This is a genomic window from Vibrio sp. Sgm 5 (assembly GCF_026241575.1).
Lineage (GTDB): Bacteria > Pseudomonadota > Gammaproteobacteria > Enterobacterales > Vibrionaceae > Vibrio > Vibrio jasicida.
Genome location: NZ_JAPHPY010000015.1, coordinates 21148 through 38600, shown reverse-complemented (window position 1 = coordinate 38600; position 17453 = coordinate 21148). Strand labels below are relative to the sequence as shown.

The following is a 17453-nucleotide window of genomic DNA, read 5'->3' as shown; positions in this document are numbered from 1 at the left end:
TTAAGCGCCACGACCAAATTCAAAAACGTAATTTAGGAAAAAACCATGAGTCAAAATGGTAAGTTTAATATTACTCGGCGTGATGCTTTAAAGGGTGGTTCTGCACTTGGCGCTTTGGCGTTAGCAGGAAACGCGCTTTCTCTCCCGTTTGCAACTAAAGCGGTTGCCAAAGAAACACCAGCAAAACCAAACGAAAAAATTGTCTGGTCGGCATGTACCGTAAACTGTGGTTCTCGTTGCCCGCTTCGTATGCACGTGGTCGACGGTGAAATCAAATGGGTAGAAACCGATAACACGGGTGATGATGTTTACAACCACAATCACCAAGTTCGCGCTTGTTTGCGTGGTCGCTCTATGCGTCGCCGTGTTTACTCGCCAGACCGTTTGAAATACCCACTTCTTCGCGTTGGTAAGCGTGGTGAAGGTAAGTTCAAACGCATCACTTGGGATGAAGCCTTTGACCTCATTGGTGATAACCTAAAACGCATTATTAAAGACCACGGTAACGATGCGGTGTACCTAAACTACGGTACAGGTACGCTTGGTGGCACAGTAACTAAGAGTTGGGATCCGAGCGCGACATTGGTTGCTCGTATGATGAACCTTTGTGGAGGTTACCTAAATCACTACGGTGACTACTCTGCAGCAAACATCGAATGTATGTCGGAGTACTTCTACGGTTCGTTCGTTGATAACAACTCGATTGACGATGTTCAAAATGCAGATCTATGTCTGATGTTTGGTAACAACCCAGCAGAAACCCGTATGTCGGGTGGTGGTCAGGTTCACAACTATGTGGATGCGAAAAACATCAGCCACACTCGCACGATTTGTATCGACCCTCGTTACACTGACACTGCTGCAGGCCGTGAAGACCAATGGATTCCTATCAAGCACGGTACAGATGCAGCTTTAATTGCAGCCATCGCCCATGTATTGATTATGGAAGACAAAGTCGATCAAGACTTCCTTGATCTCTACTGTGTGGGTTACGACCGTAAAACGCTTCCTGCGTCAGCACCAGAAAACGGCAGCTACAAAGATTACATCATGGGTACTGGCCCAGATGGTATCGAGAAAACCCCAGAGTGGGCACAGCCTATCACGGGCATTCCAGCGGATGTAATTTTGAAACTTGCACGTGAAGTTGGCGATGCTAAACGAATTTACATTACTCAAGGTTGGGGTCTACAACGCTCAGCAAATGGTGAGCAAGCGTGTAAAGCGGTAATGATGTTGTCATTGCTACGCGGTCAAGTTGGCTTGCAAGGTGGTGGTACTGGTGCTCGTGAAGGTAACCACTCTTACCCATTCCAACGCTTCCCGAAAGTGCCAAACCCGATCAGCGCTTCTATCCCAATGTTCCTTTGGACAGACGCGATTTACCGCGGTACGGAAATGACAGATCTGACCGACGGCATTAAAGGCGTTCAGAAGCTACAAAACAACATCAAGTTCATCTGGAACTACGCAGGTAACTGCCTGATTAACCAACACTCAGATATCAACTGCACACACGAAATTCTTCAAGATGAAAAAGCGTGTGAAATGATTGTGGTGATCGACAACCACATGACGTCTTCTGCGAAATATGCCGATATTGTATTGCCAGACTGTACAACGTCAGAGCAATCGGATTTCTGTATGGATGGTGCAGCAGCGTCAATGCCTTACTTTATCTTTGCAAGCCAAGCGATTAAACCTCGTTTCGAATGCAAACCTATCTACGACATCATGTCTGGTGTGGCGAAGCGCATGGGCGTGTTTGATGAGTTTACTGAAGGTCGCACTCAAGAAGAGTGGCTGCAATGGATGTATGCTCAGACCGTTAAACAAAACAGCGATCCAAACTTGCCGTCTTACGATGAGATGAGAAAACAGGGTATCTACAAGAAGCAATTCGACCGTCCACACGTGGCGTACGAAGACTTCCGTCGTGACCCAGAAGCGAACCCATTACCATCGCCATCGGGCAAGATTGAAATCTACTCAGAGACGTTAGCGAAGATCAACGAAGAATGGGAATTGGACGAAGATGAATCAATCAAGCCATTACCAGAATACGTTTCGACGTTTAATGGCTGGGATTCTCCTGATCGTAAAGAGTACCCACTTCAGTTAACGGGTTTCCACTACAAAGCTCGTGCGCACTCTACGTACGGCAACGTCGACATCCTAAAAGCAGCCGCACCACAGGAACTTTGGATCAACCCAATTGATGCAGCGTCACGCAACATCGATAACGGTGACTTGGTTAGCGTGCGTAGCAAGTTCGGTGAAATGAACGTTCGCGTAAAAGTAACCCCACGCATCATGCCACACATCGTTGGCTTAGGTGAGGGCGCATGGTACTCACCAAATGGTAAAGGTGTTGACCAAGCGGGTTCAATCAACGTACTGACGACACAGCGTCCGAGCCCGTTGGCAAAATCAAACCCAAGCCATACCAACCTCGTTGAAGTGACGCTAATTAAGAAAATGGGGGCTAAATAATGAGCACAGCGAAGCAGTATGGCTTTTACATTGATTCAAGCAAATGTACTGGCTGCAAAACATGTCAGCTCTCTTGTAAAGACAACAAAGATCTCGGTATTGACCGTAACTTCCGTCGTGTTTACGAATACGTAGGCGGCAACTGGACAGAAGAAAACGGCGCGTTCCGTCAAAACGTGTTTGCGTACTACCTATCGATCTCTTGTAACCACTGTACTAACCCAGCGTGTACCAAGGTTTGTCCATCAGGTGCAATGCACAAGCGTGAAGAAGACGGCTTTGTTGTTGTCGATGAAAGCGTGTGTATCGGCTGTAAATCTTGTCACATGGCATGCCCATACGGCGCACCTCAATACAGCGAAGAAAAAGGTCACATGACTAAGTGTGATGGTTGTTACGAACGTGTCGCAGAAGGCTTAATGCCAGTGTGTGTTGATAGCTGTCCATTGCGTGCGATTGAGTTTGGTCCAATTGATGAGCTACGCGCGAAATACGGTTCAAACGCGGATGTGGCACCACTGCCAGATTCTCGCATTACTAGCCCGAACCTGATCGTGAAGCTAAATCCAAATGGTCGTCCAACCAATGACCGCACTGGTTTCCTACAGAATCCAAGAGAGGTGAAATAATGTTATACGAAGCACCATTAGTTGCCTTTACGGTTCTTGCTCAAACAGCGGTTGGCGCGCACCTAACGGTTAATGCGTTCGAGAAATTCGGTAAGCCACCACGTGTGACAGAACCTCGTATGAACATCGCTCGTTTCGCAATTTTGGTTGTAATGGGATTGGGTTTCTTGTTCTCAACCACTCACTTAGGTAGCCCGCTTCGTGCCTTCAACGCATTAAACCGTGTTGGCAGTGCAGCGCTATCTAACGAGATCTTAACGGGTGCAAGCTTTCTGTCTCTAGCGGGTTTGTACTGGTTGTTAACGATTCTAAAAATCGGCAGCGAAGGCGTTCGCAAAATTGTGAACTGGTTGTCTATCGCGGTTGGCGTGATTTTCATGTTCGCGATGGCGAATGTTTACCAAATCGAAACGGTACCAGCATGGTACTCACCAATGACCACGGTTGCGTTTTGGTTCACGGTCGTGACTTCGGGTCTGATGTTTGGTTACACGCTGATCAACGTATTGGACGTGACGGCTGAGAAAACCAATCGTCGCCTAATGTGGGCTGGTGTAAGCCTGATTGCGCTGAACCTAGCGTTCTCAGTGATGCATACGATTTACTTCGCAGGTATCTCAACGGCGATTCACAGTGGCTTGGATCAAATCACGATGTTATCTGGCTATGTTGCTGGTCACGTGTTGTTGCTTGTGGTTGCTGCTGCTCTTTGGGTATTCGCTGAGTTGTTTACCGCAGAAGGTCGTCAGAAGAACTTGCTGGTTATCGTGGCATTCGTTGCCTTGTTCGTTGCAGAGATTCTAGGTCGCAACGTGTTCTACGGCATGCACTTTACATCTGGTTTGTACTAATAACCGTTATTTGTACTGATAACCATTAATAGAGTGGGGCGAGTGTTCGTCCCACCTCTTTTCCGTTTTACTTAATCGAAGAATAAAAACACCAGTCATCAAAGGTACTTCATGCAAATTTCTCAACTTGAACCACAAGATACCAGCATCGTTCTTAAGCTGTTTGGTGCACTGTTTTACTACCAGCCAAAAGATTACCCAGCGGCAAATCTCGATACGTTGTTGAGCAATACTGATACACCAATCGAAGCGCTTAATGACATGCTGCGCAGCTTTCAAAGCGAGAGTGAAGAGGCATTGCAAATGGAGCACGATCGTATGTTTGCCGGTATTGGTGAGATGCCAGCGCCACCTTGGGGTTCGGCTTATCTAGATAAAGAAGCAGTGTTGTTTGGCGAATCAACCATTGAATATCGTTACTTCTTGCAGCGTTGTGGTTTTGCTTTGGAATCTGACCAACGTGAGCCAGAAGACCAGATCGGCTTGATGCTGATGGTGTTAGGCATGTTGATTGAAACTGAACAGCAAAAACTGGCGGCTGAAATGCTGCGCGAGCACTTGATGACGTGGTTTGGTTTTTTCAACAAGCGCTTCAAAAAAGCGGTGACTCTTGCGCCTTACTCAAAACTGTCGAACCTTACTGAAGAATTACTTCAATCCTTGAGTGAGCAATACCAAGTTGTTGTGCCAGCAAAGAGAGATTAATCGGATGCGCCAGTCTGAATCGGTTGATCTAAGCAAGCGACGTCTGTTTTCGTTCCGTCGCGCGCCAGTGGAACACGCTCAAGAGCCTCGTGTTCAAGCGAGACCGCCGTATGCGGTGGAAGAGTCTATGTTCACTCGGCTTTGTGATGGATGTGGTAAGTGCGCTTCTGCATGTCCAAGCCAAATCATTGAAATGGTTGATGGCGTTGCCGCGTTAGACATCAGTTACTCGGCATGTGATTTATGCGGTGCGTGCAAGTCGGCATGCCCTACATTGGCACTTTCTAACCAAACAGAGTCTACAGGCTTGATAGCAACTATCTCGAACAGCTGCGAAAACTTATACGGTTATTGCGGTAGTTGCGAGGACAGTTGCCCTTATGATTCCTTGCAATGGCAAGATCAAGATGATGTCAAACCTAAAATTGACGCTGCCAAATGCAAAGGTTGCGGACAATGCGCGCAAAGCTGCTACAACAGCATGATCAGCTTTGACTTAAAACGATAAAAAAGGGATTGGCGCGTACCAATCCCTTTTTGTTTGTATTCAATTCTATTTAATCTTACGCCAAGGTTGCCAATTGGCTTTGCGCGTCTGAAATGCCTTTCGCTGCTGCGTCATCACCCATGTTTAGCGCTTCTGCGTAAACAAACTCCACATCCGTGATACCAACAAAGCCCAATACTGTGCGTAGGTATGGTGTCATGCTGTCGGTTGGTGAGTCTTTATGAAGACCGCCACGAGTGGTGACTACGATTGCCTTCTTATCTTCAATCAGACCTTGCACGCCGTTTTCTGTGTATTTGAATGTCACGCCTGCACGAGCAATCAAATCAATCCAGTTTTTCAGCTGAGTTGGAATCGTAAAGTTGTACATTGGTGCTGCGATAACCAAAGTATCTGCTGCTTTGATTTCTTCAATTAAGGTATCAGATAGGTCAACCACCGCTTGTTGCTCTTGCGAAAGATCTTCTGTTGCACGTAGTGCTGTCGCAACTGAAAAGTCTAAAACTGGCAGTGGGTTTGCAGCTAAGTCACGAACAGTTAGCTTATCTTGGTCTACATTTTTGATGAAGTCTTCAACCAGTTTGTTTGATTGAGAGTAATCGCCAAGGATGCTTGATTTAAGAGCTAGTACACGAGACATATGGATTTCCTTTAATAAGTGCTTTCGGCTATGTGGTGTATTATAGGTAATGCTCAGCGACTCAAAACCCGATGGATTTGCTTAAGTTGTTCGAAAAAATTGAATGATTGCTGGATGCTGCTTTCCGTTATCTTGTTCTAGCCCATATGTGCTACAATCCGCGCAGTTTTATGTAATGAAAAGAATAGGAAACGCTTTGACTTCGTCACAGCCCCCAAAAAAGAATCCCGCTGAAGAGCAAGCGACACCGTCAAATGGTGCGCAAAATGCCAAAGCGAAGCAGGCTAATGCATCTCAAGCACAAGCTTCTCAGAATGCTACGCCTCAGGCTCAAGTAAATAACGCGGCGTCACTACGCAAGGCACTTAACCAGTGCATGATGCGTGACCGCTTCCGCTTGAGTAAACGAATCTCTGGTGCAAGCAAAATCAAAAAAGACGCAGCGCGTAACGCTGTGTTTGATGAAATCGCATTAGACATCGCCAAATCCATGATGGTTGTGGAGCAACGCAGTAGCTACAAACCAACGATTGAATATCCTGAAATCCTGCCAGTCAGCCAAAAACGCGACGACATTGCGAAAGCGATCGAAGAAAACCAAGTGGTTATCGTTGCGGGTGAGACAGGTTCAGGTAAAACCACTCAGCTGCCAAAAATCTGTGCTGAGCTTGGTCGCGGTAAATTCGGTCTGATTGGTCATACTCAGCCTCGTCGCCTTGCGGCACGTTCGGTTGCGAACCGTATTGCCGAAGAGATGGAAACCAAGCTTGGTGAGTTTGTTGGTTACAAGGTTCGATTCAACGATCAGATCTCTGAAAATACCCAAATCAAATTGATGACGGACGGTATTTTGCTGGCTGAAATTCAGCATGACCGCTTCTTAAATCAATACGACACCATCATTATCGATGAAGCGCACGAGCGCAGCCTTAACATCGATTTCATCTTGGGTTACTTGAAAGAGTTGCTGCCACGTCGTCCTGATATGAAAGTGATCATCACGTCGGCAACCATTGACCCAGAGCGTTTTTCAAAACACTTCAACAACGCACCAATCATTGAGGTGTCAGGTCGTACTTACCCAGTAGAAACGCGTTACCGCCCACTAAGCGGTGATGACGATAATGATCGTGACCAACTTGAAGGTATCTTCGAAGCGGTAGACGAACTGTGCGATGAAGGTTTAGGTGACATTTTGATCTTCATGAACGGTGAGCGTGAAATCCGTGATACCGCTGATGCATTGTCTAAACGTAACCTGAAGAGCACAGAAATTGTGCCGCTTTACGCGCGTTTGTCGGCGGGTGAGCAAAACAAGATTTTCCAACCTCATGCTGGTCGCCGCATTGTACTGGCAACCAACGTAGCAGAAACCTCGTTGACGGTTCCGGGAATCAAGTACGTTATCGACCCAGGTACGGCGCGTATCAGTCGATACAGTTACCGTACTAAGGTTCAGCGTCTTCCAATCGAGCCAGTTTCTCAGGCGAGTGCGAACCAGCGTAAAGGTCGTTGTGGTCGTGTGGAAGAGGGTATCTGTATCCGTCTGTACTCAGAGGAAGATTTTGAGTCACGCCCGGAGTTTACCGATCCTGAGATCCTGCGTACCAACCTAGCGTCGGTTATCTTGCAGATGACCGCACTTGGTTTGGGCGATATTCAAGCCTTCCCGTTTGTGGAAGCGCCAGACAAACGTAACATCCAAGACGGTGTTCGTTTGCTGGAAGAGCTTGGTGCGATTAACGCAGAAGCGAAACCGTCCGATTCTCAAGGTAATAAGAAACGCCTGACCAGTATTGGCCGTCAACTTGCCCGCCTTCCAATCGATCCACGTTTAGCGCGTATGGTATTGGAAGCTCCAAAACAAGGCGCGCTGAAAGAAGTCATGGTTATCGCAGCGGCATTGTCGATTCAGGACCCGCGTGAGCGTCCAAGTGACAAGCAGCAATCATCAGATGACAAACACAAACGCTTCTTCCATGAAGAATCAGACTTCCTGACGTTGGTGAACTTGTGGGACTACATCCAGAAGCAACAAAAAGCGCTGACGGGCAACCAATTCCGCAAACAGTGTAAGCAAGATTACTTGAACTACTTGCGCGTTCGTGAGTGGCAAGATGTGTACTTCCAAATTCACCAATCCATGCGTGAAATGGAGTTCAAACTCAACGATGAGCCTGCGTCTTACCATGGCGTTCATAGTTCTATTCTTGTGGGTTTGTTGTCGCACATCGGTATGAAAGACCAAGAGAAGAATGAATATCAAGGTGCGCGTAACGCTCGTTTCCATATCTTCCCTGCATCAGGTCTATTCAAGAAACAGCCTAAGTGGATCATGTCTGCTGAACTGGTGGAAACCTCAAAACTTTGGGGTCGCATCATCGCTAAGATTCAGCCAGAGTGGATTGAACCATTAGCGAAGCACCTGATTAAACGTAGCTACAGCGAGCCACATTGGTCGAAGAAACGCGCAGCAGTCTTGGCTCACGAAAAAGTGATGCTTTACGGGGTACCGATTGTTCCTAACCGTTTGGTGAACTACGGAAGTATCGATCCAACGGTGAGCCGTGAGATCTTTATCCGTAGCGCGTTGGTAGAAGGCGAATGGGATACCAAACACGCGTTCTTTAAGCAAAACCGCAAACTTCTGCAAGAGGTGGAAGAGCTTGAGCATAAATCTCGTCGCCGCGATATTTTGGTGGACGATGATGAGTTGTTTGATTTCTATGACCAACGTGTGGGTACGGAAGTCGTTTCTGGTAAGCACTTCGATACATGGTGGAAGAAGGCATCGAAAGAGAACAAAGAGCTGCTGAACTTCGAGAAAGAGATGCTGTTCAAAGGCGATGCTAGCCACGTAACCGATTTGGATTACCCGAACTTCTGGCACCAAAACAACCTAAAACTTAAGCTGAGCTACCAGTTTGAACCGGGCGAAGACAGCGACGGTGTGACGGTACACTTACCGCTGCCGATCCTTAACCAAGTTGAGCCTGCGGGCTTTGACTGGCAGATCCCTGGTCTGCGCCATGAGCTTGTGGTGAGCTTGATTAAATCGCTGCCGAAGACGATTCGTAAAAACTTTGTTCCTGCACCAAACTATGCAGATGCTTTCTTAGCTCGCTCGACGCCAATGGAAGCACCTTTATTAGATTCGCTTGAAAAAGAGCTTCGTCGAATGACTGGTGTGGAAGTTCTGCGCGAAGATTGGAATATGGATCAAATTCCTGAGCACTTGAAGGTGACTTTCCGTGCGGTTGACCATAGAAATCGCAAGTTGAAGGAAAATAGCGACCTTCATGCGTTGAAAGAAAGCCTGAAAGACAAAGTTCAAGAAACGCTGTCTAAAGTCGCCGATGATGACATTGAGCAGCAAGGCTTACATACTTGGAGCTTTGGTGAACTGCCTAAGGTATATCAACAAAAACGCGGTGGTTACGACGTTAAAGCGTACCCGGCGATTGTGGATTCCAAAGACAGTGTAGAAATCAAACTGTACGAAACTGAATACGAACAGGTGACGGCTATGCAAGCGGGTCAGCGTCGTCTGATCTTGTTAAACGTGCCGTCGCCAATCAAATATCTGCACTCCAACTTACCGAACAAATCGAAGTTGGGTCTGTACTTTAACCCTTACGGTAAAGTGCTGGATCTGATTGATGACTGTATCGCGTGTGGTGTCGATAAGCTTATCGAAGAGCAGGGCGGTTTGGTTTGGGAGCCAGAGAAGTTTGATGCGTTGAAAGAACACGTTCGTGCAGAGCTGGGTGACACAGTTGTGGATATTGCACAACAAGTCGAAACCATTCTGACGACGGCTTTCAATATCAACAAAAAGTTGAAAGGCAAAGTGGATTTCACCATGGCATTTGCGTTATCTGACATTAAAGCACAAGTGGAAGGTTTGATTTTCAAAGGCTTCGCAACAGAGTGTGGTTGGAAGCGTCTTCCGGACATTCTGCGTTACATGCGTGCGATTGAACGTCGTATGGAGAAGCTACCGATCGATCCAAACAAAGACCGTTTACACATGTTGAGAATCGAGTCAGTGGGCAGTGATTACAAAGAACTACTTAATAAGATTCCGAAAGGCATGGTGATTCCAGAAAACGTGAAAGAAGTGCGTTGGATGATCGAAGAGCTTCGAGTAAGCCTTTTTGCTCAACAATTAGGCACTCCGTATCCGGTTTCTGATAAACGAGTCAAAAATGCGATTGATGCTTGCTAAACGCTAAGTACAATAGCGGCAGTTTTTCTTGTGAGGTTTATCGACTTATCAATGGTTTGTCCAGTTTAGGTCGCTGTTGGTATAGTATTTGCTAAGAATTGTTCACAAGTTATTTTAAGTCACAAGGGAGGCAATGATTCGCCTCCCTTGTGTTTGCAGTACCAACCTCTGCGACGGTGCAGGAGTGGGTAATTATAAAGAGTAAAGGTTGATGATGAAGAAAACTCTATTGGCAGTGGCACTTCTAAGTGCTTCTTCTGCAGCAATGGCAGATTCATGGATTTATGGTGGTGCTTCTGTAGGTCAGTCTGACTTCAAAGGCGAGACTGACACTTCATACTCTGTACACGTAGGTACAGGTATTCTGCCTATCATCGGTATCGAAGCGGGTGTTACTCAGCACGGTGAATTCAAGATCGCAGGTCACGAAACTAAGCTGACTTCTTACTACGCAGCGCTTAAGCCAAGCATCGACTTCGGTCCACTGCACGTTTACGCGAAAGGTGGTATCCACCAGTGGGATAAGAAAGTATCTGGCGGTAAAGACGATGATGATGTGGATCTAATGTACGGTGTAGGCGCTGAATACTTCATTTTCGGTCCAATGTCTGTTGGCGCAAGCTACATGAACTACACAGCGGGTAAAGACGACATCGGTACGTTCTCTCTAAACGCGACATTGCACTTCCTATAATCGTCGAACATTTCGAAGATTTATTTGATAAACACCGGCAACGCGCCGGTGTTTTTTTGTCTGTAAATCACACAAATCAATATTGAGCATAAATTATTCATTTCTCGGTCTTAAAACCATCAAACTTTCGCATATAGTATTTAGCTAGCTACATAAGGAACGCGATGCAGTTCGCGTGATGTTCCGTTCAGGAATCGAACAGGAAAGGTATAACTATGAAAACAAAACTCTCGTTATTGGCTTTAGCGCTTTGCTCAACGTCTGCGATGGCTGATTCTTGGCTTTATGCTGGTGGTCAAATTGGTCAATCAGGCATAGACAGTGAAAACGACACGACCTATGGCATTCATGTAGGGACGGGGATCTTGCCACTGATCGGCATTGAAGTAGGTTATTTTAATCACGGCCAAGTTGACTTGAATTTAGGCGGTAATCGAGGCGATGTGGATTTCTCGTCATTTTATCTAGCAGCTAAACCAAGTATCGATTTTGGTCCTCTGCACGTTTACGCGAAGGGTGGTATCAACGCATTTAACGTCGAATACAATGGTAACCTTAGCAACTTGGACAAAGACGATGGTGTCTCTTACATGTATGGTGTTGGCGCGGAATACTTCTTGTTAGACAACATTTCTGTCGGTGCCAGTTATCAAGCCTTTGGGGTGGATATTGATGGAGACAGTGATACAGTAAGCAGCATCACAGGTAACTTGACGTTCCACTTCTTATAGAAAGAAATTGAGCAATCAATAGATAATAAAAGAAGCGCGCCGTTCTTTTGGATAAAGTGACGGCGCGCTTTTTCATTAATCCTGAATTGGATTCGGTCTACATTGAATATTCGTGAGAGGGACAAATTTATCGTCCTTCTCGTAGTAAACCCCGCAATCTTCTCCGCGTAACTGTAGGGTATATTGAGCGGGCAACTCAGTTTCTGCTCCGTTTAATGGCATGTTGTGCTTTTCCATTAATTGCCCCGACACGATCAATAAGTATGAGTTTGTCTCAAAGGTATTCGATGCGATCTTCGTCGGTGCTTGTGTTCCTTGAATCGTGTTAATTGCACTTTGGATTTCGCTCACGGTATCTGCGGAGGTTTTAATACTTAACGCATTAACTGCATCACTGTTGCTTGATGTTGAACACCCCATCAGTACAAGGCTAAGTCCAGCTCCAGTGAGTAAGGTCATTGTTTTAGTTAATTGTGACATGAATCGCCTCTTGTCGAAGTGGGTCAATTTCTTGAGTCAGTGGAGTGCCACCTAGTCTCGGCATTGCTTGATATGAGCGAGCCATTGCAGGTGCTGGAGGACAAGTTCCCCCCGTTGTCATGTAGTTTAGCGCTGCGGACAGCATACCTTCGGATGGATCACCCAATGGCTTTGTTAAGTCATCTGCCACTACACAACCTTCCACTTTGTCATCTATACCAATGTTAGACGATACAAGATTTTTTGCCGTAGGGGTAAATCCATCTGCAAAATCACCAAAGCCTTTGTCATTCGAAGATTTAAATTGAATGGTGTAATACACGTTACCGCAGTTCTGCTGAGGTGAGAAGCCGTAAGGTTTACCTGTTGTCGTTGTGCCAATTTGAATAACGTCAACGTCGATACCACGCAAGCCGTTGATTAGCAGTTCGCTTGAAGACGCAGTGTTATCCGTCGTTAAGACATATACGCGCTCTGCACTAAGCGTCGGTAGAGGGTTGTTAGTGAGCGTTCCTGTTGCCCAGTTGATTTCTTTATCGACGAAATTGTAAACGTTATCTCGTACCTGGCCAGAGTTCATGATCTTGTCGTTATAGATTAACTCGCCAAACGTCGCGTTTGGATGAGAACCCGCCAGCATGTAACCGACTTGCGCTGATTGCCAAATCAAGCCACCGCCGTTGTAGCGCAAGTCCATGACGATTTCGTCCACATTTTGGGCTGAAAGCTGGTTGAATGCATTGATAAGCGGTTGCTGTGCCGTGACTTCAAATGCGTTGTATTGCATGTAGCCGACTTTTGTTCCGTTGTTGTCGATAACTTTTACATTACGTACAGGGCTTGTTGCCACATCAGAAGAGGTGAGTGTAATGATCTTCATACCGCCATTAACCGCTTCAAAGGTAAACGTGTAATTACGTCCTAACTCTGGGTTGAACAATGCTTGGTTAATGAGATCCACTTCTGCTTGGGAAGAGGTATTAACGACATCCACGCTGTTAATTTTTAATAGCTTGTCTCCACGCTCAACGCCATTGAGTGATGCTGGTGAACCATCTTCTGTGTAAGAAATAAGCACCTCTCGAGGCGCGTAACTATTAACGAATTTCCAGTTGAAACCGAAACCAGCAACAAGACCAGCTTGTTGAGATTTCATCACCTCGTCGTATGAACGTGTGAAATGAAAACGATCTTTCTTTTGGCCGCTTGCTGTGGTCGATGATGTGACGAGTGAATCAAAGTAGTTGACGACAGACGGATAATTGTTTGGATTATTGTCTGGGATTTCGTCATACCAAAGGTAGGTATCGTTACTAAATGCTCGAAGGAACATCTTTTCATACAGGGCTGAGCCTGCTTTATCTGGGTAATTTTTTCCGGTATACGGATCGGTGCCCGTTCTTGCTACGCTGCATTTATTGGCTAAGCTGGCTGCTGGCTGCTGGCTGCTGTCTGCGAGAAATCACCTGCAGACCAAGAAAGACCATTGCTCGTCGCGGAACTTGTGCTGTCACCTCCGCCGCCACCGCAACCTAGCAGTGCAATAGGGAGGGCGGTTAATAACGCTGCTTGTTTATACTTCAACATAACGTGTCCTTACATCTGTGATATATACCCGAGTCAATCTCGCTGAGCCAAGCATTTTGAGGTTACTAGGGTATATGGTTCTATTTGTTTTTATTAATCCTTATATAAGCTACTTGAATGTATAAATTTTGAGTCTGATTGTGCAACAAATATGCAATCAAGTGTGATTGGCATCATATAAAACGTCAGATATAGGGGTGTGCTAAATTAGCTTTAACTAAAAAGCTGTTTTTAAATAATAGCTTACAGTACCTACATTACTCTGAGCAGAAATAAACGAAGAATAAAACGGAGTAAGGAACACTTGGTATCCTTTGTTTCTGAATACCAAGTGGCGTGCTGAAGTTCAACAGTTAAGACATTCGATTGAGCTGTGTTTGGTATTTCTTTTTAAGTGCTTCATTACCTGCTGCGCCTTCAAGTTCAACCATTAAACGAAGGGAAGGTTTTTTGACCCCATACATTTGATTAAAGCGCATAAGGCGAATGCGTGCATCTGTGTAGTTGCCGCTTTCTATTTCTAACTTTGCTAACTGGAGAATGGATTTTGGACGGTGAGGGTCATGATCAATAGCGCGCGTGAAATAGTATTTTGCTCTTTCTGTATTGTCGGATTTGAGTGCGCAAAAGCCAGCATTCTCATAACTAGCAGGGATAAGGAAGTAATAAGGCTGTTCAATGGCGCGGTTGAACATTTTATCCGCTTTCTCAAAACTTCCTTGCTTGCATAAGAATGTGCCGTAGTTATTAAGTACGTTACCGTTTTTAGAATGTTGTCGCAGAGAACGTTTGTACATCTCTTCTGCTTTTTTGTCTTCACCAACCGTTTCGTAATAATGAGCCATAGAAAGCTGAGCACGGTAGTAGCTTGGAGCGTGGGTGAGGGCTTGTTGGAAGTTATCATGTGCTCGGATCATGTTGCCACCGTCTAGGTATCCCAAACCAAGTGCGATACGAGACTCAGCCATGGCGACCGGGTCGGCTTTTACAACTGGACTATTACCATCTTCATTCACGGTCACACAACCGAGCAGGCCAAACTGAGTCGCCAGTATAAGAGCGCTGAGTTTTATGATCTTCATTTGTCTTTCCCACATCCCTAATTCTTTCAGCATGATATGAATTACAGTGCAAAAGCCTAATGAGGAAAAAACACAATGCGATCAGGTTTGCAAACTCGTATGAAAAAGCCGCCAGTTGGCGGCTTGGTTCACAATCTCTACGAGTGAATTAATCGTCTTTGGTAAAGGCGGCTTCGCTGAAATGTTCCAGGTCGTAAGGCGTTTGTTGATAAACGCAGTAGTTTAGCCAGTTTGAGAAAAGCAGGTGACCATGGCTACGCCAACTTGCGACAGGGCCGTTATCCGGATTGTTGTTCGGGTAATAATTAACAGGAATAGCTGGCTCCATGCCTTCACCTAAATCACGAATGTACTCATTATGTAACGTATGAGAGTCGTATTCAGGATGACCAGTGACAAAGACGTTACGTTTGTCTTTGGTTGTTGCAAGGTAAACACCCGCAACATCAGACGTGGCGAGAATATCGAGATCGGTATGTTCTTCTAAGAACTCTCGTGAGAAATCTGCATAACGAGAATGTGGCGCCAAGAAAGTATCGTCAAAACCACGCAGAACTGGGTGGTAAGGGTTGTGAATTTTATGATGATAAACCCCAGATAATTTTTCTTTGCGGGTTTTTTTGGGTAAATCGTAAAGCAGTTTTAAACCTGCTTGTGCTGCCCAACACACATACAGTGTGGAGGTCACGTGGTCTTTTGCCCATTCCATGATAGTTTTTAAGTGGTCCCAATAAATGACATCTTCAAATTGGACCAAACCGAGTGGCGCCCCAGTAATGATCATGCCATCGAAATTTTTACCTTTTACCATTTCAAATTGACGGTAGAAGGTATCAAGATGCTCAGTTGGTGTGTTCTTACTTGGACGATTATCGATACGCAGTAGCTCGACATTTACTTGCAGAGGGCTGTTTGAAAGTAGGCGAAGAAACTGAGTTTCGGTCTCAATTTTTTTTGGCATTAAATTGAGGATAAGCACTCGCAATGGACGGATTTCCTGACTTGCCGCTCGACTCTCGCTCATCACAAAGATGTTCTCTGTCCTTAATACATCGCTAGCGGGTAACTGATCTGGAATTCTAATTGGCACGGCTTTCTCTCCCTAAGCTTCACTTTTTAGACGTCTATACATCTAAAGCTAACGCAATTGCTTACGGATGTCGATACGAAATGTGACTTTGCACAAGATTTCTTTTGCCCAATAAAACAAAATGCCCAGTGGTTAACTGGGCGTAATAGCTAAGCAAGTTGGTCATTACCTTCAATTAGATAATGATTACTGACCGAGCCTTCGGTACGAGCTTTAAGATGCGGAACATAATCTGGGTCATTCATAAAATTGAGCGCAGCCTGCCGAGATGGCCACTCGATAATGATTCGAAGGGCTGGTGAGTCTCCCGTTCCTTCCAACCGTTCATGAACATTAGTACGAGCAATGTAGTTGCCACCGTGTTTCTCAACTAAATCGTTTGAAACGCTTACATAAGCGGGTACCCAGTCTTGGCTGGTAGGGGTTACATCTAGTACAGAATAATAGGTCACGGTTTGCTCCTTATTTGTGCTCTGACCAATGAATTTTAGTGTAATGAGATAAAGCGATTGTGATAAGCAAGAAGGATTGCAAAACACTTTTTAGATTCTATTGATAATGGGAATCGGATGACGATAACGCTTAACGAAAGTGTATTGAATATCCGATTAAGTGAACGACCAATTGTGATTGCGGCAAGGTTTCTGATTACATCTTACTGCAACGTGTCGGCTAGCATTTGTAGGTTATTATGATATCAAGTTAGTATGATTCTTGAGCTGTGATACTAATAAATACCTTAATCAGCTAACCGATGCGTGCTTTAAGTGCGTTGTTTGGGTCATCATCGTCAGTGGAGGACATCATGTTCGGTATGTTTAAAAAGAAAGAGACGATTCAGAGTATTGCGCATCAGGTACCAACTCTCTTGCTGAAAGAGTTTGGCGATAAGGAAGCTTACTCGCCAGAAGAAATTGACCAAGCGTTAAATCAACTCGGTCATGAAAAGCATGCGGATGCTACGAGGTATCAATACGCTTATGGCATGTTTGCGAACTTAGTCAGTTATGAACGACTGGGTTTAACGGAAGAGCTTGGTAATTATGGTCATTTTCAGCGAGAAGTCGGCAAGATGCTGCTCAACACACCCGAGCCTATCGATATGCACATATACTTTGAACTTGCTCAGCAACCTGAGTTTAATACAAACCAAGTTGATGTCGGCAATGAAGCAAAGGTTGTCGAGAGCAGTGTGGGTGGTAGCCACTAGTGTCAGGGCCGAATTCTAACATCCATTTTCTTGCTGATTTCCCTCATGAAACTAGCATTATTGCTCAGTGGTATTTTGATGAATGGGCGTACACAGTTCCAGGTGTTACGCCTTCACAAGTTCAAGAAAAGGTTTTACTCAAAGCCAACAGTCGACGTGAATTTCCTTTGGCCTTTGTTCTTCATGATGAGTACAACAAGCTTGCTGCTGTGGCGGAGTTAAAAATTCGTGAAAATGTTCATTTTCCAGAGTATGAACATTGGTTAGGTGGCGTGTATGTAGAGTTCTCATCAAGAGGAAAAGGTTATGCAGCAGCGCTTGTCACTCACGCTCAAAACCATGTCCTTCAACTTGGTATCGCAAAGCTTTTCTTACAATGTGAAGCACATAACCAAGCCTTATATGTTAGGCATGGTTTTCGTCCTTTACACAAAGCGAATCATAACGGAGTCGAGACGACAATAATGGTTTGGGAATCTGCTGGGACCCTCCGCTAAGTGTCATCCGTCCACGCACCTCAATCAC

15 protein-coding genes and 1 pseudogene are annotated in these 17453 nt (G+C 45.4%); 10 read left to right on the top strand and 6 right to left on the bottom strand.

Annotated features, from left to right (window positions below):
* Window positions 1–45: 45 nt before the first annotated feature.
* The 5 genes from OQJ86_RS10645 to OQJ86_RS10625 all read left to right on the top strand — a co-directional run bounded on the left by OQJ86_RS10645 (window position 46) and on the right by OQJ86_RS10625 (window position 5186).
* Window positions 46–2493: a DmsA/YnfE/YnfF family dimethyl sulfoxide reductase gene (locus OQJ86_RS10645; protein ID WP_265987706.1), complete on the top strand. Its 2448-nt coding sequence runs from the start codon at window positions 46–48 to the stop codon at window positions 2491–2493.
* Complete coding sequence (locus tag OQJ86_RS10640; protein ID WP_005433785.1) at window positions 2493–3122, top strand: DMSO/selenate family reductase complex B subunit; 630 nt, start codon at window positions 2493–2495, stop codon at window positions 3120–3122. Before OQJ86_RS10645 ends, OQJ86_RS10640 begins: the two co-directional genes overlap by 1 nt.
* On the top strand, window positions 3122–3973 hold the full coding sequence (locus OQJ86_RS10635) for a dimethyl sulfoxide reductase anchor subunit family protein (protein WP_265987703.1): 852 nt from the start codon (window positions 3122–3124) through the stop codon (window positions 3971–3973). The genes OQJ86_RS10640 and OQJ86_RS10635 overlap by 1 nt, the downstream gene beginning before the upstream one ends.
* A 111-nt stretch (window positions 3974–4084) precedes the next feature.
* Window positions 4085–4678: a TorD/DmsD family molecular chaperone gene (locus OQJ86_RS10630; RefSeq protein WP_265987702.1), complete on the top strand. Its 594-nt coding sequence runs from the start codon at window positions 4085–4087 to the stop codon at window positions 4676–4678.
* 4 nt (window positions 4679–4682) lie between these two features.
* Window positions 4683–5186 carry a 4Fe-4S binding protein gene (locus tag OQJ86_RS10625; RefSeq protein WP_265987701.1) on the top strand — a complete coding sequence of 168 codons (504 nt, stop codon included), beginning with the start codon at window positions 4683–4685 and terminating at the stop codon, window positions 5184–5186.
* A gap of 55 nt (window positions 5187–5241) precedes the next feature.
* Here OQJ86_RS10625 and OQJ86_RS10620 read toward each other — a convergent pair whose 3' ends face one another.
* On the bottom strand, window positions 5242–5826 hold the full coding sequence (locus OQJ86_RS10620; RefSeq protein WP_061035708.1) for an FMN-dependent NADH-azoreductase: 585 nt from the start codon (window positions 5824–5826) through the stop codon (window positions 5242–5244).
* Window positions 5827–6001: 175 nt separating this feature from the next.
* On the opposite strand from OQJ86_RS10620, the gene hrpA reads away from it, so the two are divergent.
* From hrpA to OQJ86_RS10605, 3 genes are all read left to right on the top strand, one after another.
* On the top strand, window positions 6002–10054 hold the full coding sequence (hrpA, locus tag OQJ86_RS10615) for an ATP-dependent RNA helicase HrpA (protein WP_416236450.1): 4053 nt from the start codon (window positions 6002–6004) through the stop codon (window positions 10052–10054).
* A 214-nt stretch (window positions 10055–10268) separates the two neighbouring features.
* Window positions 10269–10748, top strand: coding sequence for an outer membrane beta-barrel protein (locus OQJ86_RS10610; RefSeq protein ID WP_038878755.1), 480 nt, complete (start codon window positions 10269–10271; stop codon window positions 10746–10748).
* Window positions 10749–10963: 215 nt separating this feature from the next.
* Window positions 10964–11479 (top strand): outer membrane beta-barrel protein, encoded by a 516-nt coding sequence (locus OQJ86_RS10605; protein ID WP_265987698.1) that lies wholly within the window; start codon window positions 10964–10966, stop codon window positions 11477–11479.
* Between the two features lie 75 nt (window positions 11480–11554).
* On the opposite strand, the gene OQJ86_RS10600 is transcribed toward OQJ86_RS10605, so the two are convergent.
* The 5 genes and pseudogenes from OQJ86_RS10600 to OQJ86_RS10580 all read right to left on the bottom strand — a co-directional run bounded on the left by OQJ86_RS10600 (window position 11555) and on the right by OQJ86_RS10580 (window position 16170).
* Window positions 11555–11959, bottom strand: a complete 405-nt coding sequence (locus tag OQJ86_RS10600; protein ID WP_265987697.1) for a hypothetical protein — start codon at window positions 11957–11959, stop codon at window positions 11555–11557.
* A pseudogene (locus tag OQJ86_RS10595) lies at window positions 11943–13546 on the bottom strand (S41 family peptidase). Before OQJ86_RS10595 ends, OQJ86_RS10600 begins: the two are co-directional and overlap by 17 nt.
* A gap of 353 nt (window positions 13547–13899) precedes the next feature.
* Window positions 13900–14628 (bottom strand): type IV pilus biogenesis/stability protein PilW, encoded by a 729-nt coding sequence (gene pilW, locus OQJ86_RS10590; RefSeq protein ID WP_038872471.1) that lies wholly within the window; start codon window positions 14626–14628, stop codon window positions 13900–13902.
* 148 nt (window positions 14629–14776) lie between these two features.
* Window positions 14777–15718, bottom strand: coding sequence for a homoserine O-acetyltransferase MetA (metA, locus tag OQJ86_RS10585; protein WP_042605174.1), 942 nt, complete (start codon window positions 15716–15718; stop codon window positions 14777–14779).
* Between the two features lie 149 nt (window positions 15719–15867).
* Entirely contained in the window at window positions 15868–16170 is a 303-nt protein-coding gene (locus tag OQJ86_RS10580; RefSeq protein ID WP_045405646.1) for a DUF1330 domain-containing protein, read from the bottom strand.
* Between the two features lie 353 nt (window positions 16171–16523).
* Between OQJ86_RS10580 and OQJ86_RS10575 the strand changes: the two genes are divergently transcribed.
* Window positions 16524–16928, top strand: coding sequence for a hypothetical protein (locus OQJ86_RS10575; protein ID WP_038872327.1), 405 nt, complete (start codon window positions 16524–16526; stop codon window positions 16926–16928).
* Entirely contained in the window at window positions 16928–17425 is a 498-nt protein-coding gene (locus tag OQJ86_RS10570) for a GNAT family N-acetyltransferase (RefSeq protein ID WP_104029671.1), read from the top strand. The genes OQJ86_RS10575 and OQJ86_RS10570 overlap by 1 nt, the downstream gene beginning before the upstream one ends.
* Window positions 17426–17453 lie beyond the last annotated feature (28 nt).

Coding starts and splice junctions, on each gene's coding strand:
- OQJ86_RS10645 (WP_265987706.1), top strand. CDS start 46: ATGAGTCAAAATGGTAAGTTTAATATTACTCGGCGTGATGCTTTAAAG.
- OQJ86_RS10640 (WP_005433785.1), top strand. CDS start 2,493: ATGAGCACAGCGAAGCAGTATGGCTTTTACATTGATTCAAGCAAATGT.
- OQJ86_RS10635 (WP_265987703.1), top strand. CDS start 3,122: ATGTTATACGAAGCACCATTAGTTGCCTTTACGGTTCTTGCTCAAACA.
- OQJ86_RS10630 (WP_265987702.1), top strand. CDS start 4,085: ATGCAAATTTCTCAACTTGAACCACAAGATACCAGCATCGTTCTTAAG.
- OQJ86_RS10625 (WP_265987701.1), top strand. CDS start 4,683: ATGCGCCAGTCTGAATCGGTTGATCTAAGCAAGCGACGTCTGTTTTCG.
- OQJ86_RS10620 (WP_061035708.1), bottom strand. CDS start 5,826: ATGTCTCGTGTACTAGCTCTTAAATCAAGCATCCTTGGCGATTACTCT.
- hrpA (WP_416236450.1), top strand. CDS start 6,002: ATGAAAAGAATAGGAAACGCTTTGACTTCGTCACAGCCCCCAAAAAAG.
- OQJ86_RS10610 (WP_038878755.1), top strand. CDS start 10,269: ATGAAGAAAACTCTATTGGCAGTGGCACTTCTAAGTGCTTCTTCTGCA.
- OQJ86_RS10605 (WP_265987698.1), top strand. CDS start 10,964: ATGAAAACAAAACTCTCGTTATTGGCTTTAGCGCTTTGCTCAACGTCT.
- OQJ86_RS10600 (WP_265987697.1), bottom strand. CDS start 11,959: ATGTCACAATTAACTAAAACAATGACCTTACTCACTGGAGCTGGACTT.
- pilW (WP_038872471.1), bottom strand. CDS start 14,628: ATGAAGATCATAAAACTCAGCGCTCTTATACTGGCGACTCAGTTTGGC.
- OQJ86_RS10575 (WP_038872327.1), top strand. CDS start 16,524: ATGTTCGGTATGTTTAAAAAGAAAGAGACGATTCAGAGTATTGCGCAT.